General features: G+C 37.1%; 21 protein-coding genes. 14 read left to right on the top strand and 7 right to left on the bottom strand.

The window, feature by feature from the left end:
* Nucleotides 1–29: 29 nt before the first annotated feature.
* Both QM481_RS08205 and QM481_RS08210 read right to left on the bottom strand, forming a co-directional pair.
* Nucleotides 30–899 carry a hypothetical protein gene (locus QM481_RS08205; protein ID WP_283381382.1) on the bottom strand — a complete coding sequence of 290 codons (870 nt, stop codon included), beginning with the start codon at nucleotides 897–899 and terminating at the stop codon, nucleotides 30–32.
* A 4-nt stretch (nucleotides 900–903) separates the two neighbouring features.
* Nucleotides 904–1,995, bottom strand: coding sequence for a site-specific integrase (locus QM481_RS08210; RefSeq protein ID WP_283381383.1), 1,092 nt, complete (start codon nucleotides 1,993–1,995; stop codon nucleotides 904–906).
* 471 nt (nucleotides 1,996–2,466) lie between these two features.
* Between QM481_RS08210 and QM481_RS08215 the strand changes: the two genes are divergently transcribed.
* Both QM481_RS08215 and QM481_RS08220 read left to right on the top strand, forming a co-directional pair.
* A complete protein-coding gene (locus QM481_RS08215; RefSeq protein WP_283381384.1) occupies nucleotides 2,467–3,264 on the top strand; it encodes a Rossmann-like and DUF2520 domain-containing protein in 798 nt (265 codons plus the stop codon).
* Nucleotides 3,261–3,773, top strand: a complete 513-nt coding sequence (locus tag QM481_RS08220) for a KdsC family phosphatase (RefSeq protein WP_283381385.1) — start codon at nucleotides 3,261–3,263, stop codon at nucleotides 3,771–3,773. The genes QM481_RS08215 and QM481_RS08220 overlap by 4 nt, the downstream gene beginning before the upstream one ends.
* Before the next feature lie 121 nt (nucleotides 3,774–3,894).
* Here QM481_RS08220 and QM481_RS08225 read toward each other — a convergent pair whose 3' ends face one another.
* From QM481_RS08225 to QM481_RS08235, 3 genes are all read right to left on the bottom strand, one after another.
* Nucleotides 3,895–4,617 (bottom strand): pirin family protein, encoded by a 723-nt coding sequence (locus QM481_RS08225; protein WP_283381386.1) that lies wholly within the window; start codon nucleotides 4,615–4,617, stop codon nucleotides 3,895–3,897.
* 159 nt (nucleotides 4,618–4,776) lie between these two features.
* Nucleotides 4,777–5,304, bottom strand: a complete 528-nt coding sequence (locus tag QM481_RS08230) for a YceI family protein (protein WP_095160946.1) — start codon at nucleotides 5,302–5,304, stop codon at nucleotides 4,777–4,779.
* A gap of 121 nt (nucleotides 5,305–5,425) precedes the next feature.
* Nucleotides 5,426–6,307: a helix-turn-helix domain-containing protein gene (locus QM481_RS08235; protein WP_283381387.1), complete on the bottom strand. Its 882-nt coding sequence runs from the start codon at nucleotides 6,305–6,307 to the stop codon at nucleotides 5,426–5,428.
* A gap of 148 nt (nucleotides 6,308–6,455) precedes the next feature.
* Between QM481_RS08235 and QM481_RS08240 the strand changes: the two genes are divergently transcribed.
* From QM481_RS08240 to serS, 10 genes are all read left to right on the top strand, one after another.
* Nucleotides 6,456–7,727 (top strand): voltage-gated chloride channel family protein, encoded by a 1,272-nt coding sequence (locus QM481_RS08240; protein WP_283381388.1) that lies wholly within the window; start codon nucleotides 6,456–6,458, stop codon nucleotides 7,725–7,727.
* Nucleotides 7,728–7,851: 124 nt separating this feature from the next.
* The gene (locus QM481_RS08245; RefSeq protein ID WP_283381389.1) at nucleotides 7,852–9,072 is read left to right on the top strand and encodes a M14 family zinc carboxypeptidase; all 1,221 of its coding nucleotides are present in this window, start codon (nucleotides 7,852–7,854) and stop codon (nucleotides 9,070–9,072) included.
* Nucleotides 9,073–9,111: 39 nt separating this feature from the next.
* Nucleotides 9,112–9,744 carry an acetyltransferase gene (locus tag QM481_RS08250; protein WP_283381390.1) on the top strand — a complete coding sequence of 211 codons (633 nt, stop codon included), beginning with the start codon at nucleotides 9,112–9,114 and terminating at the stop codon, nucleotides 9,742–9,744.
* A 294-nt stretch (nucleotides 9,745–10,038) separates the two neighbouring features.
* Complete coding sequence (locus QM481_RS08255; protein ID WP_283381391.1) at nucleotides 10,039–11,772, top strand: tetratricopeptide repeat protein; 1,734 nt, start codon at nucleotides 10,039–10,041, stop codon at nucleotides 11,770–11,772.
* Between the two features lie 58 nt (nucleotides 11,773–11,830).
* The gene (gene lolB1 / locus QM481_RS08260) at nucleotides 11,831–12,700 is read left to right on the top strand and encodes a lipoprotein insertase outer membrane protein LolB1 (protein WP_283381392.1); all 870 of its coding nucleotides are present in this window, start codon (nucleotides 11,831–11,833) and stop codon (nucleotides 12,698–12,700) included.
* Nucleotides 12,701–13,065: 365 nt separating this feature from the next.
* The gene (locus QM481_RS08265; protein ID WP_283381393.1) at nucleotides 13,066–14,343 is read left to right on the top strand and encodes a murein hydrolase activator EnvC family protein; all 1,278 of its coding nucleotides are present in this window, start codon (nucleotides 13,066–13,068) and stop codon (nucleotides 14,341–14,343) included.
* Nucleotides 14,344–14,664: 321 nt separating this feature from the next.
* Nucleotides 14,665–15,354 carry a tetratricopeptide repeat protein gene (locus QM481_RS08270; RefSeq protein WP_166550939.1) on the top strand — a complete coding sequence of 230 codons (690 nt, stop codon included), beginning with the start codon at nucleotides 14,665–14,667 and terminating at the stop codon, nucleotides 15,352–15,354.
* 91 nt (nucleotides 15,355–15,445) lie between these two features.
* A complete protein-coding gene (gene ribH, locus QM481_RS08275) occupies nucleotides 15,446–15,922 on the top strand; it encodes a 6,7-dimethyl-8-ribityllumazine synthase (protein ID WP_283381394.1) in 477 nt (158 codons plus the stop codon).
* A gap of 89 nt (nucleotides 15,923–16,011) precedes the next feature.
* Nucleotides 16,012–17,370, top strand: a complete 1,359-nt coding sequence (locus QM481_RS08280) for an aspartate kinase (RefSeq protein ID WP_166550937.1) — start codon at nucleotides 16,012–16,014, stop codon at nucleotides 17,368–17,370.
* A 209-nt stretch (nucleotides 17,371–17,579) separates the two neighbouring features.
* Nucleotides 17,580–18,851 (top strand): serine--tRNA ligase, encoded by a 1,272-nt coding sequence (serS, locus tag QM481_RS08285; RefSeq protein ID WP_283381395.1) that lies wholly within the window; start codon nucleotides 17,580–17,582, stop codon nucleotides 18,849–18,851.
* 166 nt (nucleotides 18,852–19,017) lie between these two features.
* Here serS and hpt read toward each other — a convergent pair whose 3' ends face one another.
* Complete coding sequence (hpt, locus tag QM481_RS08290) at nucleotides 19,018–19,560, bottom strand: hypoxanthine phosphoribosyltransferase (protein ID WP_205690847.1); 543 nt, start codon at nucleotides 19,558–19,560, stop codon at nucleotides 19,018–19,020.
* Between the two features lie 289 nt (nucleotides 19,561–19,849).
* On the opposite strand from hpt, the gene QM481_RS08295 reads away from it, so the two are divergent.
* Both QM481_RS08295 and QM481_RS08300 read left to right on the top strand, forming a co-directional pair.
* Nucleotides 19,850–21,061 carry a tetratricopeptide repeat protein gene (locus QM481_RS08295; protein ID WP_166550933.1) on the top strand — a complete coding sequence of 404 codons (1,212 nt, stop codon included), beginning with the start codon at nucleotides 19,850–19,852 and terminating at the stop codon, nucleotides 21,059–21,061.
* A 479-nt stretch (nucleotides 21,062–21,540) separates the two neighbouring features.
* Nucleotides 21,541–24,495, top strand: coding sequence for a DEAD/DEAH box helicase (locus tag QM481_RS08300; protein ID WP_283381396.1), 2,955 nt, complete (start codon nucleotides 21,541–21,543; stop codon nucleotides 24,493–24,495).
* A gap of 10 nt (nucleotides 24,496–24,505) precedes the next feature.
* On the opposite strand, the gene QM481_RS08305 is transcribed toward QM481_RS08300, so the two are convergent.
* Nucleotides 24,506–25,498, bottom strand: coding sequence for a VWA domain-containing protein (locus QM481_RS08305; RefSeq protein WP_166550931.1), 993 nt, complete (start codon nucleotides 25,496–25,498; stop codon nucleotides 24,506–24,508).
* Between the last annotated feature and the right edge of the window lie 42 nt (nucleotides 25,499–25,540).

The following is a 25,540-nucleotide window of genomic DNA, read 5'->3' on the forward strand; positions in this document are numbered from 1 at the left end:
ATTAGTTTAGTGGAGGCTTTCACTCCTGGTCATTTAAACATTTCTGCTAATTCATTTATCCTATTCACTCTTTCAATGCCCAAGCTGGTTTCAGCACTTTGCATTAAATTCTTGTAGCTACCAACAAACTCCGCTCCGTCAAATCTTTTAAAACAGAATTTTATCAGCTCGTAATTATACCTATTCCCCCTCTTTGCATTGATTAAATTAGCATTGCTGAAGCATTGAATAAAATACAATAGTTCTGTAATTGTATCACTCCCCCAGCGTATAGGGTGCACAGAATCTAGGGGAATCCCTCCAAAAACAGTGCAAAAGTCTTCAAATGGTGTTAGACTGTGAATAAACCCTTTAGCTTTCATCTCATTGAAAAGCTCCTCTATTTCCTCCTCATTCCCTAGCCACTCAATAGAACAATTTGATACGGATTGTATTTGCGCTCGTCGTTCCTTTCCTACAAACTCGGGTTCTTGCTGTTTTTTCACCAATAAATCTTTTATTGGTGAAAATCTAAATTCTGGCTCAAAGTTCAACAATCTACAATTACGCCGATACGCCATCCTATAAGCGTACTCTATTGAATTTTCCATCCCAAGCTCCCTAGATATTCGATTCATCCATTTCAAAATAAGCGAGGCGACTTTATACGTTAGTAAACTTTCATCATCTTGAATGATCTTAAATCTTGCACCCGGAATATAGTCGTATGTCATACCTGCCAACCCCCGAAAAATATCATCAATGGCAATCTCTGATTCTTTATAAAACCATTCATCCATATATTTATCAAATAGTTTATCATCTCTACCGAGTTCTAGGTAAACCTTTTTAAGGTTTTCTCTTACCACTTCTTCGTTTAATACCTTTCTTATTAAATCATTTATATCGAAATCCTCCATCTTTTTAAATATCTAGGTTTAGACTTGGAAGCTTGTTTACCGCCTCCTCTTTGAGTGACTCTACGGCTCTTACATACTTTTGGGTATGCTTCCATGATGTATGCCCTAAAAGGCTGGCAACGGTGCTTATATTGCCGTCGTACATCATTAAGTTAGTCCCAAATGAGTGCCTTGCACAATGAAAAGTGATATGCTTGTCTATTCCAGCTCTTTTAACCCAATTCCCGATTACTTTATTTGTTCCCGTGGATGATGGTAAACGAAATACATTTTCCTCCGCTTTATTTGATTCCCCAAGTAATTGTTGTGCCACTTGATTTAGATTTACTGAAACCTGTCGTTCAGTCTTCAGTTGACTAACTATCATTGTTGATCCCTTTATATTTTTCCATTTTAAAGCCTCCACATCACAGAAACGTAAACCAGTGTAACAAGCAAAAAGAAACGCTCTCTTTACTTCCAAATTGCCGCACTCCGCACTGGCCAGCTTTTGAATGTCTTCAATCGTAAGAATATCTTTGGGGATACTTTGGGACTTCTGCGTATTCTTGATATTTATCGCCGGACTAACTGTAAATACTTTTTCCCGAACGGCTTCAGCCAATACTTTCTTGAATCTTGCAAAGTAGCTGCTTTGGCTCTCCCTGTTGAGTTGCTCTTTTAGATAGTCCTTGAAATCCCTGCATAGTTTTTCATCAACATCTTTGGCGCTCAGAGGAGGAGGACAGAACTTGATAAAGTGATTCAAGGCTGCTCGCATCACTTTAATATCTTTCTGTTTGTAGTTATCGACATAGTTCGAGAAGTATTCAACAAAATCTTGATTCTTCAATTTTCTCTTTTCCAAGGCAGCGTCAATATCTCCACTAAAAAACTGTCTAGTCCTTTCGGCTCTTAATACTTCAATCTGGACAGCAATCTCTTTATTATGCTCCTTTTCAAATCGGTTTGAAGGTTCTACAAATTTGTAAAGACCAGTGTACTCTTTTTTTCGTTTTCCCTTCCCGTCGTGCCAATCAAGAAACAAACTAACCCTCCCATTCTTTAAAAGTTTCTCTCTAATCTTGACATTAAAAAATTTATCATTCCTTCCCATTTTATACTTTTATTAGGTTGTTATTTGCACTAACAAAAGTATGTTTTTTTGACAAAAACGTCCCTTTTTCGTCCCTTTTTTTTGATTTTTGATAAAATAAAATTTATAATTAATTGATATTGAGGTGTTTGTATATTTGTGTTTGATACTCGTCCCCGGTACCACTTCTAAAGAGAGTAATCAGCAATGGTTACTCTCTTTTCTCTTTTATAAGCTTTTCTATCTGCTTTGAGTTTTGCCAAAATATTCCTTTCAAGCACTTTGCTAAAGTATTTTCTGAAAATGTAATTTATACTGAGGCCAAAATACCGATGCAGCAACTTCTTTAATTTTTCAGTTGATCCTTTCGCAGTGACCACTGAATAGTATTTAAATCGATAAAGTACCGTTCCATAACTTATTTATCATAAAATTCTATTGAATAGCCTTATCTTTGTTAGATACAGTTAATCATTTATTCTTTACAAGCAGGTGAAAATATCATTCATTGGAGCTGGCAATGTTGCTTGGCATCTTTCTCAAGCACTCGAAACCGCTAATTACGATATTGAGACGGTTTATAGTCGAAATCCTTCTAACGCTCGTGCACTTACGCAACAATTGTACAATGCGCAAGTACATCGAGGTTTAGATTTTTTGGATTCTAATTCTGAGATATTCTTCCTTTGTGTATCAGATGATGCAATGGAGGAAGTTATTCGTAATTTATCACTTCCATCTGGTGCTATTTTGGTACATACTTCTGGCTCAAAAACACTCAACGAATTGCAAGAGTTGGTAGACGTATATTTGGATGAGACTATACGTACAGGAGTGTTCTATCCTTTACAAACTTTTACAAAAATGTTCCACGTGAATTTTTCTGAAATTCCTATATGTCTGGAATCCAGCAATTTAGATGTGGAAAACTTGTTGATAACTCTCGCACAGTCCATTTCTGACGTTACTTATGCTGTAAATTCAGAGGAAAGAAAGAGGATACATTTAGCTGCCGTTTACGCTTGTAATTTTACGAATCACCTCTGGGGAATTGCGCAGGATTTGATGAAAAAGAATGATTTGGAGTTTAAATTATTAGAACCTCTTATCAAAGAAACCTTGAGAAAAGCTTTAGAATCGGAAGATATCTTTGCCGTGCAAACAGGTCCTGCAAGACGAAATGACCAGAAAATTATACAGCGACAAATAGGGGCTTTAAAAGACCATACTGGTTATAAAAAAATTTACGAAAGTATTACTGAAGATATTATTGATAAAAATACGATATGATTGACGCTCAAAAATTACAAAAAATAACCACATTCGTATTCGACATAGATGGTGTGATGACCGATGGGTCTGTTCATGTGCTAGAAACAGGAGAACATTACCGTACTTTTTATATCCGTGATGGCTATGCTTTGGAAAGAGCCATTCAGGCAGGATATCATATCTGTGTGATTACAGGTGGAAAACACGAGGGTGTGCGTAAAAGATTACAAAATCTCAAAATCCAAGATGTATTCATGGGTTCGGGAGGAAAAAGTAAGTTAGAAATTTACACACAATGGCTGGAAGATTCTGGTATTTCGGAGGATGAAATTTTATATATGGGCGATGATATTCCCGATTATCAGGTAATGTCAAGGGAAAATCTATATGCTACCTGCCCAGCAGACGCTTGTGAAGAAATTCTAGGTGTTTCTCAATATGCTTCACCTCATAATGGAGGTCGTGGAGCAGTGAGAGATATCATAGAACAGGTGATGAGAGCACAAGAAAAATGGTTAGTATTTTAAGATAAAACAATAGTAAAACAAAAAAGCCTTAGTATATCAAAATACTAAGGCTTTTTACTTTATCACAAATCCATGAATGGATAAAAAATTTAACTAAAAGCTAACAGCTCAGAGCCGTAAGCTATTGTGGTACTTCCATCAACAACAGTTCTACACCGCTAGTGGTTTTGAAATGTGCTTCTTGGAGATTTTCCAATCCCAATCCATCTCTTGACTTCAAATTTTCCTCGGCAACTTGCACTTCTCCTTCTATCACAAATACATATAAGCCATTGCCTGGGCGCTTAATTTGATAGGAAAAATCCTGCCCTGCTTCAAAATTACCAATGCTAAAATAAGCATCTTGGTAAATCCAAAGAGCATCTTCCTGTTGGTCGTCGGCTGGTGTAACTACCGTTTGGAAACGATTGTGACGAGCCGCTACATCAAAAGATTGCTGAGCATATCGAGGTTTGACATTTTCTTCGTTTGGAAATAACCAAATTTGAAATAAAGTCAAAGGCTCGTTTTGTTTATGGTTGAACTCTGAATGATAAATACCTGTTCCGGCACTCATTACTTGAATTTCGCCCGCCGTTATAGTTCCATAATTACCAAAGCTATCTTTGTGTGCCACTACCCCACTAGTCGGAATCGTAATGATTTCCATATTATCGTGTGGGTGCATTCCAAAGCCCATTCCTCCTGCGATATAGTCATCGTTTAGCACTCGCAAGGCACCAAAATGGATGCGAGAAGGGTCATGATAGTTTGAGAACGAAAAGGTATGTTTTGCTTTGAGCCAACCATGATCGGCTTTTCCTCTTGTATCTGCAAGATGGAGTGTTTTTTTAAGCGGTTTCATAAGAAACTCCTTTCTGGGAATAGGCCCTCAACATTTAGTATGTTAAATACCACAAATGCTTTACTGAAAGCCTAATAAATAAAATTTAATTTGAGAGTGACAAAATAAGCAGGCTATAAACTTTGTGCTTTGTAGCCAGTTCCCTCCTTGTCTATTATATTAAGCTTGTTTTACCAACTGAATGTTAGCTACTAGTTTAACTTCTTCACTTACCAATGCACTACCAGCTTCTGTGATGGCGTTCCAAGTCAAACCGAAATCTTTACGGTTGATTTTACCTGTTACTTCAAAACCAGCTTTTACATTACCCCAAGGGTCAGTAGCAACACCTTCGAAGTCAACGTCTAATGTAACTGGAAGTGTTACTCCTTTGATAGTCAAATCACCTTTCAATTCAAAATCGCTACCGTCTTTTACAAATGATGTAGATTTGAATGATAAGGTAGGAAATTGTTCAACGTCGAAAAAGTCAGCACTTTTCAAGTGACCGTCACGTTGTTCGCTTTTTGTATTGATAGATGCCGTGTTAGCTTCGAATGAAATACTTGCATTTTCAAATCCTTCTTCTGCTTCTACTGCACCCGAAAACTCTTCGAAATGACCTGTTACGGTAGTGATTACTAAGTGTTTTACTTTGAACTGGATTTCTGAGTGTGAAGGGTCAATTGCCCAAGTGTTAGTTGCCATGACTTTGTATGTTTAAATGTTGTTTGTTTTAATTTGATAATGCAAATCTATGTATATACATTAAATGTTGTGATATATAATTTACGGATAAACTTGTCGATTTTACGGATTATCAAAAAAATTAGCGTTTTGAGTGGCTGGCAAGCTGTTTTTTATACTCAGAAAAGGTTTGTCCTGTATAATTTTTGAAGTATTTAGAAAAGTGTGCTTCATCTTCGAAGCCCAAATCGAAGGCAATTTCTTTAGCTGATACCATTCCAAAATTGGCTTTTCGTTTAATTTCAAGAATAACACGTTGCTTGATGTGTTCGGAGGCAGGCTGTCCTGTTACTTTTTTGACAGTATCGTTCAAATGGCTTGGTGTAACACTCAGTTGGTCGGCGTAATCAGCAACTTTGTTTTTTTGACTAAAACGAAGTTCTACCAAATCCTGAAATCGTCTAACCAAACAAACAGACTTAGAAGATTCATCATGTGTCGAAGCTAATTGGCTCGAAAATAATCGTGCGCATTGTATCAAAAACATTTTGATTAAACTTCTCAACATATCTTCTTGGTAAATACCATCACGATTTTGATATTCGGCTTGAATGTTTTGAAGGATATTCTCTAAACCAAAAGTAAGCGAGTTATCTAATATAAAAGGCTTAAACTGAAAAGTATTGTGGAAAAGTCCAGTGTCAATCAGGAGTTCTCTATTATTTTCATAAGTAAAGAAAAAATCACTATCGAACGAAATAACATACCCACTAGGAGGCGATTGAAAATGAAAAGCGTGCGCTTGACCTGGTGAAAGAAACCAAAAAGTTTGAGGATGTAATTCGAACTGTTGAAAATCAACCGTATGTGTACCTGTGCCTTCTTTTACCCAAATAATCACATAGTAATCATGCTTGTGCATTTCGTTGGACTGCTCAGAACGGTGTTCTTCTAGCCACTGCATAGTATTGAGTTCAAAATGAAGTTTAGAAGGCGTCACCTCTTCAAGTCGAAGTGTTTTCATAGAAATTAAAAAATTAAAAATCAGACGAGCTTTGTTTCTACGATCGGTGGTTGAATGGCATAGATATTCAAATATACTAAATCTTTGAAAGGGATAAGGCGATTTAGGGAAAATTGGCTGTTTTAAATCAACAACTTAACTTTGCAATATGAATTTACAACTTGTTTCACTTCAGTTTGTCATCAAGTGGCTATTGATATGTATTGTAGTCGGGTTTGTGGTAGGAAGTGCGTCAGCTTTTTTTCTAGTTGCATTAGATTGGGCTACGAATTATCGTGAAAGCCATACATGGCTAATCTGGCTATTGCCTTTGGCAGGCTTGGTGGTAGGTGGTATTTATCATTATTGGGGGGCATCTGTTGCCAAAGGAAATAATCAGCTAATAGAGGAATTACAAAAATCTACTCAAACGATTCCTTTGCTAATGATGCCTATGATCCTTGTGACAACTGTCATAACCCATTTATTTGGTGGCTCCGCTGGTCGTGAAGGTACCGCTGTCCAAATGGGTGGAGCATTGGCGGATAACTTTTATCTCTGGGGTTCCAAACTTACTGGAAAACTAGGTTTTAAAAAAGATACCACTCATTTTGATAGAAAAATCATACTCATTGTGGGCATCAGTGCAGGTTTTGCTTCGGTATTTGGAACACCCTTGGCGGGAACAGTCTTTGCCTTGGAAGTGGCCATTATTGGCAAAATGCGCTACGAGGCTATTTTACCAAGTTTACTGGGTGCAATTATTGCAGATTATGTTTGTCAGTCGGTTTGGCATGTAGGGCACACACATTATGTAGTGAGCGAACAAACGCCATTGATACCGACGTCACTCGTATGGGCAATGCTGGCTGGAGCTATCTTTGGACTGATGGGTTTGATGTTTGCCAAAATGACACATGCTTGGGGCAATTTTTTCAAGCAAAAAGTATCCTATCCCCCCCTTCGTGCCGTAATTGGGGGCGTACTTGTGGCAATTCTTTTGATTGGTTTCAATGCCGAACGATATAGCGGATTGGGCGTGCCAGTAATTGTAGAAGCTTTTCAAAAGTCGGTTAATTGGTATGATTTTCTGGGGAAAACTTTTTTTACTTCTCTTACGCTCGGTTCAGGATTTAAAGGTGGAGAAGTAACACCTTTGTTTTATATAGGAGCTACTTTAGGAAATACGCTTTCTACGATAATTCCTTTACCTTTGAGTTTATTAGCTGCGATGGGTTTTGTAGGGGTATTTTCGGGTGCTTCTAATACGCCGTTGGCGTGTACACTCATGGGTATCGAACTTTTTGGAGCCGAATCGGCCGTATTTATTGCTATCTCATGTATAACAGCGTATTTATTTTCTGGGCATATTGGTATTTATGCTGCTCAGATTGTTGGAGGAAATAAGGCTCCCATGAAAGAAATCAATGAATTTTTTTAGAGAAATACTAAAGTGATTTTATCAGAGATGTTTTTGTTCAGAGAATAAATGGGTAAATTTAGGATACCCCCTTTTATTCCTCTATCGTCTTATGCGAAAATTTTTAATACTGGTAATTATTTTAATGACACAACTTACCCAGATAAATGCACAAGAATTGCAGAAAAATCTGTTTGATTCTTATGAGCAGTTTCAAGAAAAAGCGATTACCAAACGTCGTTTTGGGCATGCTACTTTGGTAAATTTACTAGAAAAACTAAAGTCTAATCCTTTGTTTGATGTCCAAATTGCAGAAAAATCGACTGAAGGACGAGCTATTTATCAAGTCAAAGTAGGAAACGGGCCAATCAAAGTACTTTTATGGTCGCAGATGCATGGCAATGAGGCCACTGCTACAATGGCTTTGATGGATATTTTCAATTTTTTGGGAAAAGATACGCCTGCATATTCGGATTTTAAAAAGACATTGCTCGAAAGATGTACTTTTTATGTTGTACCAATGCTCAATCCTGACGGTGCAGAGGCATGGTCGCGATACACCGCTTTGGGCATAGATATGAACCGTGATGCTTTGGCTTTACAAACCCCTGAAGGGCGTTTGTTGAAAAAATTAGTCAAAACCTTAAAACCTGATTTTGGTTTTAACCTGCACGATAAAGACCGCAGATATTCGGCTGGGCAAACGGGTAATCTAGCAACGATGTCATTTTTGGCAACAGCTTATAACGAGGCTCAGGAAGTAAACGATGTGCGCAAAAAGGCTATGCAAGTAATTGTACAGATGAACCGTGGTTTGCAACAATATTTACCGAATTGTGTAGGCAAGTGGCCATCAGATTTTGAACCAAGAGCTTTTGGTGATAATATCCAAAAATGGGGAACTTCGCTTATCCTGATCGAATCTGGAGGATTTAAAAACGACCCCGAGAAACAGTATATTCGTAAGCTAAATTATATTTCTATTTTATCTGCTTTAAATGCGGTTGCTACAAAGTCCTACGTCAACGAAACTACTGAGACTTATGATGCTTTGCCCGTAAATGAGAAGGCAATTTTTGATTTAATTATCAGAAATGTAACTATCCAAAAAGGTAAAGTAAGTTATGTCGCAGATATTGCCATCAATCGTGGCGAAGAACCCGTTAGTGGAGATGATGATTTTGTCAATACAAGTACAGTCGAAGAAATCGGAGATATGTCTGTCTTTTTTGGAACAGATGAAATCGATGGGAAAGGATTGACAATACAAGCAAAAAAAGAAATTAGTTTAGGAATGAAAGCCGATTTTACTTTGTTGAAAAATGACGAAGTAAAATATGTGATAAAAAATGGAGTGATTCAATAAGCTCCAAAAGTCTAAAGACAGTCTAATTCAATCAAACAAATGGAAAATCCAGTGATTATTATTGGTGCAAGCGGTTTGGGCGCAGTGGCACTTGATATTTTTAAGAGAAACAATGTCGTAGTATATGCTTTTTTGGACGATAACGAAAAGCTACACAATACCGAAATAGATGATATTACTGTACTAGGCTCGCCTGACGATGAGGGATATACCAAATTGATTGGTAAAAAATGTGAAGCATTCGTCGCAATCGACGAAACAAAGGTGCGTAAAAACATTGTAGAAATGCTTCATGATGTGCGCAAAGTACAGCCTGTCAATGCTATTCATGACCAGTCTATCATTGCTTCAACGGCATCAATCGGTCATGGAAACTTGATTGCAGCAGGTGCAATTATCAACCCAAGAGCTGAAATTGGTAATCACAATATTTTACACAGTAGAGTATTGATAGATGTAGATGCGAAGGTGGGCGATTTTGTTCAAATCGGAGCAGGAACAGTCATTGGTGCAGGAGCAGTAATCGAAGACAATGCCTTTATTGGAACAGGTGTAACAATTGTAGGTGGCGTAAAAGTTGGCAAAAGCGCTAGAATTGGCGCTGGTTCTGTCGTAATTGAAGATGTAAAAGCCAAAGAAACAGTATTTGGTAACCCTGCGAAAAAAGTATAAGAAAAAATTGGCTTTGAGTTCACGGGTCTTCAAAATTGAGAACCGATTGCTCAAAGCCAAGCATTTTTATACCAGATATTTATAATTCTACGTTATTGCCCTAAACTATACTCAGATAATTTTATAGCAAAAGAGCAGCCAATAGCTAACAAGTCTAAAGCCATAAAATACCGAATGATTTAGCGAATTGCTTTGATTTCAAGGACTTGAAAATTATTTTAGTAACTTTGAAAAAGATTCCCTGTAGTGCTTCATTTGCCACCACAGAACCACCGAATGTACTACCCAAACAATATGCATATTACATTAAGAAATACTATCCTTGTGGGGGCTGTGTTTGTCATGAGCCATCAAATAGGATTTGCTCAAAAGAAAGATGCCTCTACCAAAAAGATTGAAATTACCCCTGCACAACAATTAGAAGCAGAGGGGCATTTTACTGATGGGATGAAGTACTTCATGATGGAAGATTATGACAAAGCGATTGCTCCTTTGGAAAAAGCATTGTCGATAACTCCCCAAAATAGTGGTATTCTTTATGCTTTAGGGAAAGTATATCGTAAGTTGGAAGCCGAAGATAAAGCGATAGGATATGTGCAAAAAGCGATAGAGCTAGATCCAAACAATGCTAGTTATAACGAGCTTTTAGCAGATTTGTATGTCAAAAACAAACAATTTTCTGAAGCACAAGCCGTGTATCAAAAATTGGTAAATTTGTTTCCAAACAATCCTGAATACTATCTGCAACAAGGGGCCTTGTATATCTTCGATAATCGTTTGGATGATGCCGTAAAAGCATTTGATAGAGCCGAAAAAGTATTAGGTATTAGCGAAGAGCTTTCTCGCCAAAAACAAGCGGTATTGTTAAAAATAGGAAAAGTAGATGATGCTATCAAGGAAGGAGAAAAACTGATTGCCTCCGACCCCGAAGAAATAGATTATATCATAGACCAAGCCGAGTTATTGATTGCCAACAAAAGAAATGACCAAGCTATCCCCTATCTTGAAAAGATTCTGAAAATGAATTCTGGCAATGCGCAGGCACACGTAATGTTGGCGCAATTGTACCAAGAGAAAGGCGATATGGATAAGTGCAACAAGGAGTTAGAGCTGGCTTTTGCTGACCCCAACTTAGATGTCAATGCCAAAGCTCGTATTCTTATGAGCTACGTGTCGATGATGAAGGATGAGAAATCGAAACAAATGGCATTTAACTTGGTTAAATCTTTGATTGTAGCTAATCCCAAAGATCCCAAATCTCATGCAATTTATGGAGATTTGTTGTTTCAAAAAGGTGAAGTTGCCGAAGCACGCAATGAATATGTAAAAGCTGCTCACTTAGACCCTTCTGTTAATGAAGTATGGGGACGAATCATTCAGTTAGACTTTGATTTGAATCAAATTGATAGTGCCATCGTGCACTCGGAGGAGGCTATCGAAGTGTTTCCCAATCAGTCTATTTTTTGGTATCTGAATGGCTCAGCACATTATCGTAAACGTAACAACGAAAAAGCTATTGAAGCGCTTGAAGAAGCTAAGCGATTGGCTCCAGAGGGATATGAGTTGGCACAACATATTTTTGCTCAATTAGGTGATACTTACAATAGTATCGGCAAACATGAAAAGTCTGATGAGGCTTATGAAGCTGCCTTGAAAGAAGATCCTGACAATGACCATGTGCTTAATAATTATAGCTATTTCTTGTCTTTGAGAAAAGTAAAACTCGAAAAGGCAGCACAGATGGCTAATAGATTGGTTGAACGTCACCCCAATAATGGAACATATTTGGATACTTACGCTTGGGTATTGTATGAAATGAAAGACTTTGCCAAAGCGAAAATTTATCTAGAAAAAGCCGTAGAAAATAACGTCAATAAAAGCGGAACAGTCGTTGAGCATTATGGAGATGTACTTTTTCAATTAGGCGAAGTTGCCAAAGCCGTAGAGCAATGGAAAAAAGCAAAAGCTATTGGAGGAACAAGCCATAATCTCGATCAAAAAATTTCGCAACAAAAGCTAATAGAATAATTCACAGCAAGCATAAATTAAAAACCACAGGTTTAATTGCTTTATTGATAACAGACAAATGAATAAACTAATCATTGGAGGTGTCGCATTAATGTTGGGTATTGCTTCTTGTAAAAAACCAGCAATTAATAAGTCTCCTGAACTTGTTTCAACAACCACAGACTCGTTAAAAAATGGAACTTCGAATGTTGTAGTGGCTCCCACCACAGACTCCTCGAAAGTAAGTGTGGATAATGCTCCCAAAACAGAAGATGCTGAAATAGAAAAGGTAAGCGTTGACGAAGTAGATTTTAAATATCTTAAAGGAAAAGCTAAAGTAGGAATCAAAAGTACAGATGTAAACCAGACAGTCAATATGGATATTCGCGCTAAAAAGGATAGCGTGATTTGGTTGAACTTGTCTGTTCCAGGACTTCCTGTGTCAATTGCAACAGCCGTTTTTACGAAAGATTCTGTAAAAATTCATAACAAGTATGAAGGCTCGTACAATGTGTACAGATATGACCATTTTTCAGAAAAATTCAAATTCAATTTGACCTTTGATATTCTTCAAGCTTTGATTGTAGGAAATCGCCCTTTCAAGAAAAATAAATCAAGAGTTATTCGTGAAAATGAATACTTTTTGCTCAAACAACACGAAGGCAAAGTACAGATTGATAATTACATCGGTCAGGATAAAAAGCTAAAAAAGCTTTTAGTAACACAAGATGTAACCAATACCAAACTCGAAATGGATTTTGCTGATTTTACAGCACTGAATAATACGCTTTTTCCGCTTTCAAACTTGATTACGGTTGAGTATAAATCAGAGAAAGACCAGAAAATTTATCAGACAGTAATCAATATCAAGCATACCAAAGTTGAGTTGTTAGACGAGCCATTACAGTTTCCTTTTAAAGTACCAGAAAAGCTTTTGAAGAAAAACTAAAACTTAATAAGATAAGCTTTAAGCAATATTGTCTTTAAAGCTTATCTTGCATTTTTAAAAGATTTCAACATATTACTGGTAATCCTCATTTACCCATATTACTAACACTATTGAATCAAACCCTCAGGTAAGTAAATGAAACTATAGAGTTGAGGTTAGTTTATTACTGATAAACTCATTTTTACTTATTTTAGCAAAAGAAAAATTCATTTAAAGGCATATCTGTAACAGATTTTTATTCGAATAACGGATATACAATTAACTGATATACTTCCTAATAGTGTGAAATGGACGTGGTGAGTTTGGTTTTCAAAATTTCATAAATACCTAAAGCCATTATAGCACAAGTGCAACATATCTACCGAATGAAGGCAGCCCTGAGAGTATTCACAGGACTGTTTGTTGTTTTCTTGGGGTTATACCTCACTCCTACTTATGCGCAACAAACCAAGCGTAAGAAAATAAATCGAGCTAAACTAGAAGCAGAAAAGCAGGCTAACATTCGTAAGATCAACGAGCTTAATGCAATTATTGCCAAAACCGAGCAAAAAAAGGAAGTGAGTGTTGGCAAACTCAATGCCTTGGGTGAGCGTATCAATAAACAAAGTAAACAGATTAACTTACTGACCGAAAACCAAGAGCTTTTGGATATCGAAGTAAGTGAGTTAACCCGTGAAAGTGGTCAGCTTTCTGGCAATTTGGAGAAACTCAAGCAAGAGTATGCCAAAATGGTTTTTAATGCAGCCAAAGTGAGCAACAAGTATAATCAGTTGAGCTTTTTGTTTTCGGCTCCCTCATTCAATAAGCTTGTCAAGCGATATAAATACCTTCGTCAATACTCTGAATCAAGAATAAGACAAGCTACTTTGATTGAAAGTGTAAGAGAACAGCTAAGATTAGAACAGCTAAAGATTCTTCAGAAAAAGCAAGAACAGGCTAATGTTTTGAAAGAAAAAATTCAAGAAACTCAAAATCTTGAAGATTTGAAGGTCAAGCAAACTGGCGTAGTGGCAGAGCTGAACCAAAAAGAACAACAGTTAAAAGAACAACTTGATGCTAATAAGAGAGCTGTCGAAAAGTTAGAAAACATGATAGCTCAGATGGTAGAGAGAGAAATAAAGCGTTCTCAGCAACGAATCAAGAATAGAGAAAAAGATACCAATAGTGCAAGTTCTGAAAGTAAAGTTAGTTCTAAAACCATCGAGCTAAGTCCAGAAGAACGCAAAGTAGCAACGTCATTTTCTCAACTCAAAGGAAGAATGCCGTGGCCAGTACAAAGTGGCTTTATTTCTGACCGTTTTGGAGTACATAATCACCCTGTTTTAAGAGGCGTCAAGCTCAACAATGATGGCGTAGATATTCAGACCAATTCGGGTAATTCTGTTTACGCTGTTTACGATGGCATTGTACGTTCGGTCGTAAATATTCAAGGCGTTAATACCATTGTAGCGATTCAGCATGGAGACTACTTTACGGTTTATGGCAAATTATCTAATGTTACAGTACGCGAAGGACAAAGTGTATCTTCGAGCCAAAAAATTGGACAAGTCGCAACCGATGGAGATGGAACCTCAGAAATCAAATTTCAGGTTTGGAAAAACAATGCAAAACAGAATCCAGAATCTTGGTTAAGAAATCGCTAAAGCTGTTTTATAAGGCATTCATAGAGAAGGAGTTTTAGGTGTTTTCTATAAAAAAAAGGGTTTAAAAAGGCGAAAAAAAAGCAGTTTTTGGTCTATGCTCCAAAAGATTACAGAAAAACCTTTAAAATTCCAATAGAATTCATAATTTTGCAGTCCAAATTTTTACTAGCCTACAAAGGTCAAATTGGTAGATAAAAAGAAGTACTTTGAAGAGGAAAAGGTTCATTTACCAACTAAATACAAAATTACATAGAAAGTTGTTTATTAATACATTTCATCCAATTTGGTAAACAACCCTAAACGAATAATTACAAAACCCCAATGGCAAAAAAAGAAGAACACAAAAACCTTGAATTTTTGGAGAGTCCAGAAGGATTGAAGCAAGAATTAGGACACGACATCGAAAAAGTACAACAAGCCGTAGAAAAAAATAAAGGTTTAGTTTCTGGTGTAGCTGGTGCGATTATCGTAGCAGTGATTGGCTATTTCGGTTATAAATATTATGTTGCTACTCAAGATGAAGCAGCACAAGCGAAAATGTTCAATGCTGTTTACAAATTTGAAGCTGATTCAAACAAAGTAGCGGCACAAGAGTTTTCTAAATTAGCGAATGAGTTCGGCGGACATGCTGGTAACTTGGCTAATTTTTATGCAGGTGTTGCAGAGTTGAAAGAAGGTAAATATGATGCTGCTATCGACCACTTAAAGTCATTCAGTAGCTCAGATTTATTGGTTCAAGCTCGTGCATACTCTTTAATTGGAGATGCTTACGCTGAGAAAAAATCTTTCGGCGATGCTATCGACTATTACAAAAAAGCTTCTGAATACAAATCAAACAAATTCTTTACTCCATCATATTTGATGAAGTTGGCTGCTGCTTACGAGGCAAACAAGCAAAACAAAGAAGCTTTGGATGTTTACAACGAAATCGTAGAGAAGTACGCAGAGTCAGCTGAATATATCAACGCCAAGAAATACAAGGCGGTGTTAGAAGGCTCTGTCTCTGAATAAGGAATAAATCAAAATATTGATTACATCAGAAGGGATAAGAGCTTAAGTTCTTGTCCCTTTTTTGTTATAACTTTTATAAAACAATCATAGAATGTCATCGGCCCACAAAAATCTCAGCATTTTTTCAACAGATAATTTACCAGATATTACAGAAAAAAGATTTGCTATCGTTGTAGCAGAATGGAACGAGGAAGTTACCAACGCATTGGCAGATGGTGCTCACAAAACGCTTTTAACTTATGGTGCGCAAGAAGATAACATCTTACGCGTTACTGTACCAGGAAGTTATGAATTAAGCTATGGTGCGCAAAAAATGGCTCAACGAGAGGATATCGATGCGGTTATTTGTATTGGTTGTGTAATTCAAGGCGAAACCAAACACAATGATTACATCAATCATGCGGTTGCACAAGGACTTACCAATGTAAGTTTGAAATACGACAAACCCGTTGTATTTGGTGTGTTAACGCCCAATACCGAGCAACAAGCCCTTGATCGTGCGGGTGGTATCCATGGCAATAAAGGTGACGAAGCTGCCATTACAGCAGTTAAAATGTTGAAGTTTTAAGCGTAAAAAATAAATGGGAAAAGGTTTTACCCATTACCACGACAATCTCAAGCATATAATAACCAGAAAATCAATAATTCACAATAACAATGCAAGTTTGGAAATTTGGGGGAACTTCCGTAGGGAAGCCCGAGCGAATGCACTCGATTAGAAATTTGATTACCGAAGATAGCACACGTAAAATCGTGGTATTGTCAGCTCTTTCGGGAACCACAAACGCCTTGATTTCGATTGGAGAATCATTAAAGGCGAATAATGATGCAGAAGCAACTCAAAAAATCGAAGAGTTGTACGCACATTATGAAACATTTATCAAAGAACTTTACAAAACTCCTGCTGGATACGCAGAAGGTAAAGCAATCATTGATAAAGAATTTTCATTCATTCGCTCGTTGGTAAGCATCAAACCTTTTAGCGTCAAGCAAGAAAAAGAAATCGTTGCTGAAGGTGAATTGCTTTCAACTCAAATGTTCGAAGCATACTTGCGTGAAGAAGGTATCAATGCGGTATTGTTGCCAGCATTAGACTTTATGCTAATCGATGCAGATAATGAGCCTGTATTGAAGTTTACAGAAGAAAAATTGAGCTCTATCCTTTCGCAATTAGAGGATAAACAAGTCTTCATCACACAAGGATTTATCTGCCGTAACCCACGTGGCGAAGTTGATAACCTTAAACGTGGTGGTTCTGACTATACCGCTTCATTGATTGGTGGTGCTATCGTAGCTGAAGAAGTTCAAATCTGGACAGACATCGACGGTATGCACAACAATGACCCACGTATTGTGAAAAAAACCTTCCCAATTCGTGAGTTGACATTCGAAGAAGCTGCTGAATTAGCTTATTTTGGGGCTAAAATTTTGCACCCAAGCACGATTACTCCTGCTAAATTGAAAGGTGTTCCTGTTCGTTTGAAAAATACGATGGAACCTTCAGCTTATGGTACTTTGATTGCGGACAAAACATCTGACCGTGAAATCAAAGCTATTGCAGCGAAGGATAACCTTACGGCTATTTATATCCACTCTACTCGTATGTTAAATGCTTACGGCTTTTTGCGTAGAGTATTTGAAGTATTCGAGAAATACAAAACTCCAGTGGATATGATTACTACTTCTGAAGTATCGGTATCGGTAACAATCGACAGCGATGAGCACTTAGAAGAAATCATGGCAGAATTAAGACAATTTGCTGACCTAGAAGAATGCGACAAAGATCAAACTATCGTTTGTATTGTGGGTAATTTCTCGGCCGACAAAGAAGGTATTGCCTTGAAAGTATTGGATGCCATGAAAAACATCCCTATTCGTATGATATCCTATGGTGCATCCGAGCACAATATCTCCTTGTTGATTCACGGCAAGCACAAGGCAGAAGCGCTAAATGCACTTAACGAGCGTTGTTTTTTATATGAAGATGCTATGAAAAGCATTTTCTCAGCGCCTTAAGTGATAAAAAGCAATAAATACTAATAGCCGTGTCGTCAGAAGCTTACGCCACGGCTATTTTTTTTATCTTTGCAAAAGAACTTATTAAATCAGCAATTACCCTTGTGGATTTAACATTACCGAATGGATAATAATACCTTGCTGAGACTCAAAAAATTAAACACGATATAGAGCGATTTATGGCAAAGCTCGATAGATAAATAGAATCCATGTTACAAATTCAACAAATCAAGGAAAACAAAGAAGCCACTATTGCTGGCTTGAAAAAAAAGCATTTTAAAAATGCTGAAGAAGCTGTTGAGCAAATCATCGCGTTGGATGATAAGCGTCGCGAAACCCAAAATGAGTTAGACTCCACTCTTGCTAAATCAAACGCTTTAGCTAAAGAGATTGGCGGTTTGATGAAAGCTGGTAAAAAAGAGGAAGCGGAAGCTGCCAAAGCTGAAACTTCTACCTTGAAAACTCGCTCTAAAGAATTGGATGAGACGCTAAAATCTATCGAATCTGAGCTTTATGAGGTATTGGTAACTTTGCCAAACTTACCACATAGCAGTGTTCCTGAAGGTAAAACGCCAGAAGAAAATGAGGTAATTCTTGAAAATGGTACTATCCCAACTCTTGCTGAAGACGCTTTGGCTCACTGGGACTTGATTAAGAAATACGATATTATTGATTTCGAATTAGGAAATAAAATCACAGGTGCTGGTTTCCCAGTGTATAAAGGAAAAGGTGCTCGTATCCAACGTGCGTTGATTAATTTTTTCTTGGACGAAGCTATTGCTGCGGGTTACGCCGAAGTACAACCTCCTATCTTGATTAACAAGGATTCTGGCTTTGGTACGGGTCAATTACCTGATAAGGATGGACAAATGTATCATGCAACTGTAGATGATTTGTATTTGATTCCAACGGCTGAGGTGCCTATCACCAACTTGTATCGTGATGTGATTTTGCAAGAAGCAGAATTACCTGTTAAAAACGCAGGTTATACACCATGTTTCCGTCGTGAGGCGGGCTCTTGGGGCGCTCACGTTCGTGGACTAAACCGTTTGCACCAATTCGATAAAGTAGAAATTGTACGTATCGAAAAGCCTGAAAATTCTTATGCGGCTTTGGAAGAAATGTCATTGCACGTACAAGGTTTGTTGCAAAAGTTAGAATTACCATACCGTGTGCTTCGTCTTTGTGGTGGCGATATGAGCTTCACATCTGCTTTGACGTACGATATGGAAGTATTCTCTGGTGCACAAAAACGTTGGTTGGAGGTAAGTTCTGTATCTAACTTCGAAACATATCAAGCTAACCGTTTGAAACTTCGTATGAAAACTGAAGGAAAGTCTCAGTTGTTGCATACGCTTAATGGTTCGGCATTGGCTTTACCACGTATTTTGGCAGCTATTCTCGAAAATAACCAAACACCAGAAGGTATTCGTATTCCAAAAGCATTGGTACCATACTGTGGATTTGATATGATTGCGTAGATAATGGTGAATGAGTGAATTGTGAATTAGTGAATATTTTTATTTGAATTTTACACATAGAGACTAATGATTTGTGTCTCTCATGCTAAAACACAAATTTTATAAAATCACTAATTCACAATTCACAACCCACTAAATATCTGTGGAGAATTACCTGATAAGCTTATTAGGCTTCATGTAAAACGTATAAATCTGGTAAATTTCTACCTAAACCATCATAGTCTAGTCCATAACCTAATACAAAACGATTTTCAAGCTCAAAACCTAAATAGGCTATGTCAATTGGAGTTTTGAGAGCTTCTGGTTTTTGGAATAAAGAAGCAACTTTTAGAGATTTCGGATTTTTACCTAATAGTTGTTCCTGTATTTTCGCCATAGTAAGCCCTGTATCGATAATATCTTCAAGAATAATTACATCACGATCGGTGATGTCCTCTTTTAAACCTAATACTTCTGTTATTTTCCCTGTCGAAGTAGTCGAGTGATAAGATGAAACACGCAAGAACGTGATTTCACAATCGATAGATACAGACTTCATGAGCTCGGCAGCAAATAGAAAAGATCCATTCAAAATCGCTAAGAAAATCGGACATTTGCCTTCATAATCTTTACTGATTTCTTGTGCCATTTGGCGTATTTTATCCTCAATGATTTCTTGCTTAATAAAAATTTCGAACTGCTTGTCGTGAAGTTGGATGATTGGTTTCATCGGATTGGTCTCGTTATAATAGAATAAATCAAAAAGTGAAATTACTGTCTATCAGGCAATATTCAAGATTTTGAGGAATTTTTTTAATTAGTTTTTAATATTTCAAATAAGATTTACGTTAACTACTTGAGTAGCTTGCAAGCCTCCCACTGATTGTTGTATGCCTAAGGAAGGTTAATTCCAATATTCACCGACTAATTGTGGATAACAGGACGATATATCTTCAAAAGAGTGATAATTTTGAATCCGAAAAATAAACCAACTCAATCAACCAAGCCAAGTGAATACGATGAAGTCCCTAATTGCTTTTTTGTGTAGTGTATTATTGGTCATCAATACGAGCCAAGCTCAATGGTGGAAAGATACCGAAAAAGCCGAACAAGAGCGTTCGAAAGGAATGCTTTTGCTGACTACAGAGGTGCAGATTGAGGCTACCACGGCCATCAATCACATGTATAATTTTAAATTTTACGAAGCAGAAAGAGAATTTAATTATTTGAAAATCAAACACCCTAATCATCCCCTACCTGATTTTTTGTTGGGATTGATGGAATGGTGGAAAATTGTACCTAACACCGACAACGTACTTTACGACGAAAAGTGTTTGGAATATATGGACGAAAGTATCAGAAAAGCAGAGGTGATTTGGGATGATACCGAAAACCCCGAAGCAGCCTTCTTTATGGCAGCAGCGTATGCTTTTAAAGGACGTTTGCATTCAGAACGTAAACATTGGACAAAAGCGACCTTAGCAGCCAAAAATGCCTTAAAATACTTAGATAAATCAAGAAGTTTCTCAGATTTTAGTCCAGAGCTGATGTTTGGCGATGGTTTGTACAATTATTACTTCCAGTATGTAAAAGATAATTACCCATTGCTCCGTCCTGTGCTTTGGCTATTTCCAAAAGGCGATAAACCAAAAGGTATTGGTCAGCTCGAAAAAGTAAGCTATAATGCCTTTTATACGCGTACCGAAGCACGTTATTTCTTGCTTCAGATTTATGGCATGGAAAACATGAACGAGAAGGCTTATGAGTTGTCGAAATACACACATGAGACCTATCCCGATAATCCATTTTTTCATCGATTCCATGCTCGTTCAGCATTTGTGGCAGGACGTGTAGCAGAAGCTGAAAAAGAAGCAAAAGGGATTTTACAAAAAATTGAAGAGCACTATCCCGGCTACGAAGGTGTAAGCGGACGCTATGCAAGCTATATTTTGGGGTATTATGCCTTCAATTATAACCGCGATTATGCAGAAGCAAAGAAATATTACCAAAAAACCATCGATTTTGCTACTTTAACCAATTCTACAAAATCAGGGTATTATCTTTCGTCAAAACTGACTTTAGGCAAAATTGCCTCTATGGAAAAAGATTATGATAAGGCGATTGATTATTTCAAGGAAGTATTGGACGACTCCGAACGTAAATCTAGCCAGCACGACGAGGCTAAAAAGTTGTTGTCAGAAACCAAAAAATTACGTCGTAAGAGTAGATAATCATTGCGTATAACTTAAGAAGGTGAGTGCTCAAATTCCTGTAAAAGAATTTCTTTTACAGGAATTTGCTTTTTGTGGCAATGATGACTGATTTTTAGAAATACAAAAAAACTATTTCCATAAACTCAAATTAGTGCTATAAATCGTGCTATTTAATTGATTTTATTTATATTTACTATTCAGACAAATTCAGAATTTAATCGTTTTGAGTTTAATACACTGCTTTTGAAAGCTTTCTAAATGTTGAAAAAACGATTGTATGGCTGTCAACTGCCATTTTGCAATACCAATAAACCTAATAGCCAAATTTTCATCAACTGCCCAAATTTTAAAGATTGATTGTAGCTATTCGCCTCCGAATCTACTAAAATGAGTTTGATAGGTTTCATTTTCCTTACTGAGAACCAATCAGCTTAGAGGTTATAACATTAACAGATGTCTTTGAGAGTCCTCAAAGACTTAAACAACTTGTAAATCGTATGAAAGTTTCTACAACACAGCCTTTTCAAATTATCTATACGATACTGAGTCATGAGTATCTTGGATATTTATTTGAGGCTTTTGTAGTACAATTGGACGCCAAAGGCGAACTTACTTTACTGAACCAAAATATTTCTACTAAAAATATCCGTGAATTTTGCGAAGGACTTAGCGAATACCAGCCCGATGAAAATGACTTTAAGTTGGTCAAACTAATCGACTCGATTCAGCAAGATGCTATCTTTAAAAAATTTGGAGGAACCAAAAAACGGACTATTGTAGATTTTTTCCTAAAAACGTATGACGTTCAGAAAGGAGATAAAGCGCTTCAAGAGTTAATTACAGATTATATCGAGCGTGTAAAAGCCGAAATCATGCCTTTGTTGCTCAATAAGCAGCTTTTCATTATGGGAAGTGACGGTAATCCTGTGTGGCAAAAAGTAGATGTATTGTCTGAAAGTGCAACGGTTCTTTTCCATTTTATGCGAAACGCTGATAATACACATTACTTTCCGACGATTAAATATGCTGGACAGAAAGTAGATTTTCAGTACAAAAACGCCTTTATTGTTTGTGAAGAGCCTGCTTGGATGATTTTGGAAAATAAATTGTACCATTTTGAAAAAGATGTAGATGGTAAAAAACTTCGTCCTTTTCTCAATAAAAAATTCATAGTTATTCCGAAAAGTATTGAGGAAGACTATTACCGCAAATTCGTCACATCAATCATTACGATGTTTGATGTATATGCTAAAGGATTTGATATTCATTCTGAAAACTATCGTTGTGTACCAGTTTTGAGTATTTCTGAACAAAAAACGAAAAACCAACTGGTACTTGTAGATAGCGATTCGGGTGCGCCAGAAGAAGATACAAGCGAAACACAAGTTGTGTTGAGTCTAGCTTTTCAGTATGGAAAATATACTTTTCGATTCGATAGTTTCTCGGCATCGTCCAATGTAAGTATGGAAAAGAAGGGCGATGATTATATTTTTCATAAAGTAAAAAGAGATTTACCATTAGAAAAAGAGAAGTTAAAAGTGTTGCAAAGTTTGGGAATGAGTCTCCAAAACGGTAAAATGCTTTTACCTAAGACTGAAGCTTTTTCTTGGCTACAAGCTAGTTACCCACAGCTAATCGAAGCAGGTTTTGAGATTTCTCAACAGGTAGAATCTGATGGAAAGAAATACTTTTTAGGATACTCTAAAATCGAGGTTACCATCACTGAAGGTAATGACTGGTTTGACATTCATACATTGGTAAAATTTGGAGATTTTGAAATACCATTCCTAAAACTCCGCAATTTGATTCTTCAGCGAAAGAAAGAATTTGCTTTACCCAATGGCGAAATTGCGGTTATTCCAGAGGTATGGTTTACGCAATACTCAGAGCTATTTGCCTTTGTTGAGCATCATCACAATGATGGTTTTATTCTAAAAAAACATCATTTGTCTTTGGTACAAGATATGGAACGTGATTCGTTAGCAACAACAATCATGAGCCGAAAACTGCAAAAGCTCCGTGATTTTGAAGAAATTCAAGAGTATTCCGTTCCCAAAGGCTTTGCAGGGAACCTTCGCCCCTACCAAAAAGCAGGCTATGATTGGATGCGCTTTTTGAATGATTACAACTTCGGTGGTTGCTTGGCGGATGATATGGGCTTGGGAAAAACGGTTCAAACTTTGGCACTTTTGCAATCTCAAAAAGAAAGTGGTGTTGCCAGTCCATCGTTATTGGTCATGCCTACTTCCCTAATTTATAACTGGGAGGCCGAAGCACGTAAATTTGCTCCAGAACTTAAGGTTTTGACCTACACAGGTACCTATCGTGATAAAAATATCGAGCAATTTGACAATTATGATGTAGTTTTGACTTCGTATGGCATCGTACGAATTGATATAGATATTCTCAAAAATTATCGTTTTCATTACGCCATTTTAGATGAATCTCAGTCTATCAAAAACCCTTCGTCGTTTATTACCAAAGCTGTTATGCAATTGAATACTCGACATAGGTTGGTGTTGACTGGTACTCCGCTCGAAAATAGTACCATGGATTTGTGGTCACAAATGACCTTTGTAAATCCTGGATTGTTGGGTACACAACATTTTTTCAAAAACGAATTTCAAATTCCGATTGAAAAGAAAAGTGATGAGCTCAAAATACAGCGCCTTTATTCGATTATCAAGCCCTTTATGCTGAGAAGGCACAAATCGCAAGTGGCAACCGAATTACCACCCAAAATTGAAAGTATCCATTATGCAAAAATGACCGAATTACAGGAAAAAGAATACGAAGAGGCAAAATCCTATTATCGTAATCTCATCTTGGAGCATATCGATACCGAAGGAATGGCAAAATCACAAATGGTAGTTTTGCAAGGTTTGACCAAACTTCGTCAAATAGCCAACCATCCACGCCTTACGGATCATGAGTACGATGGCGATTCGGGCAAATTAGATGATGTATTAGAAAAACTCGAAACGGTCTTGGAAGAGGGACACAAAGTGTTGATATTTAGCCAATTTGTAAAACACTTGGATTTGTTTAGAGAGCGCCTCGACCAAGAAAAACGCCGTTATGCCTATTTGGATGGGAGCACCTATGATCGACAAGCTCAGGTACAGTTATTTCAAGAAAATGATGATGTAAAAATCTTCTTGATTTCTTTAAAAGCAGGAGGTTTAGGTCTCAATCTTACCGCAGCGGATTATGTGTTTATTTTGGACCCTTGGTGGAATCCAGCTATTGAAGCGCAAGCGGTAGATAGGGCTCACCGTATTGGGCAAGTAAAAACGGTATTTACCTATAAGTTTATTACCAAAAATTCTGTGGAAGAAAAGATTTTGTCACTACAACAAAACAAACAAAAGCTAGCTTCAGAGCTTATTACAACGGAAGAACATTTCGTAAAATCGTTGAGTAAAGATGACGTAATAGCTTTATTGGAATAAAAGTATGGCATTAATCTTCCAAAATATTACCCATAAATGTGTTTTTGCAAGCAAAAGAGAGTAATAATAGCATAATTGCCCAACGAAGATAATTATGGTAGAAATCACGTAGATTCTTATAACGATTTTGCTTGATTTCTACTTTTTCTAAACGGTTAATTTCTTTAAAAATATTCTCCAAAGAACGTGCATCCGTTGCTCGGAAAAATTTACCGTTACCAATAGTAGCAATATTCCGAAGAGCACTTTCATCAACTTTTTCGGTATTGAGTTTATTAGAACCAACTGCAATCGTGTATAATTTCATCCCAAAAGCACGAGCCATTTGTGCCGAAAGTGCAGGGTCGAGATTTCCCGCAGTATTGTCTCCATCCGAAAGCAAAATAATCACTTTTGATTTAGAGGTAATTTCTCGCATTCGGTTGATACACATACCCAATGCATTGCCCAGCGCAGTACCCGAGGTTGCTATCAACGAAGGATGTATCTCATCGATATAATCTTTGAGCATATCATAATCATTGGTGAGGGGACAAAGAGAAAATGGTTCTCCCGCAAAAATGACCATGCCGATTCTATCCTGAAAACGACCTTCGATAAATTTTTTGGCTACCTTTCTAGCAACGCCTAATCTACTTGGAGGAATATCTGTAGCTTCCATTGACGCCGAAATATCCAATGCCAACATAATGTCAATACCTTCCGAAACTTCTTCCTGTGTAGAAATAGCTCTTTGAGGACGAGCTAAGGCTACTAGAATTAGCATAATACTCAAAACAAGTAATAGTCCAGGAACAAATCGAAGAGCACTTATCCAGCTAGAGCGAAATTGCTGCGCAGGAAATGCAACGTTGAGTTTTTGTACATTGTTGCCAACGATCCAGTTACGTATGATAAATAAAAAAGGTATGGCAGGGATACAATACAGATAAAACGGTTGCGCCCATTCAAATGATGAAAGAGTTTGAATACTAAACCAATATTTTGAATACCAAGCCTCCATGTGCTATTAATTGCTGAGAAATGAATGTTGAATTGATACAAA

The sequence above is a fragment of the Flectobacillus rivi genome (assembly GCF_030056655.1).
Taxonomy (GTDB): Bacteria; Bacteroidota; Bacteroidia; order Cytophagales; family Spirosomataceae; genus Flectobacillus; species Flectobacillus rivi.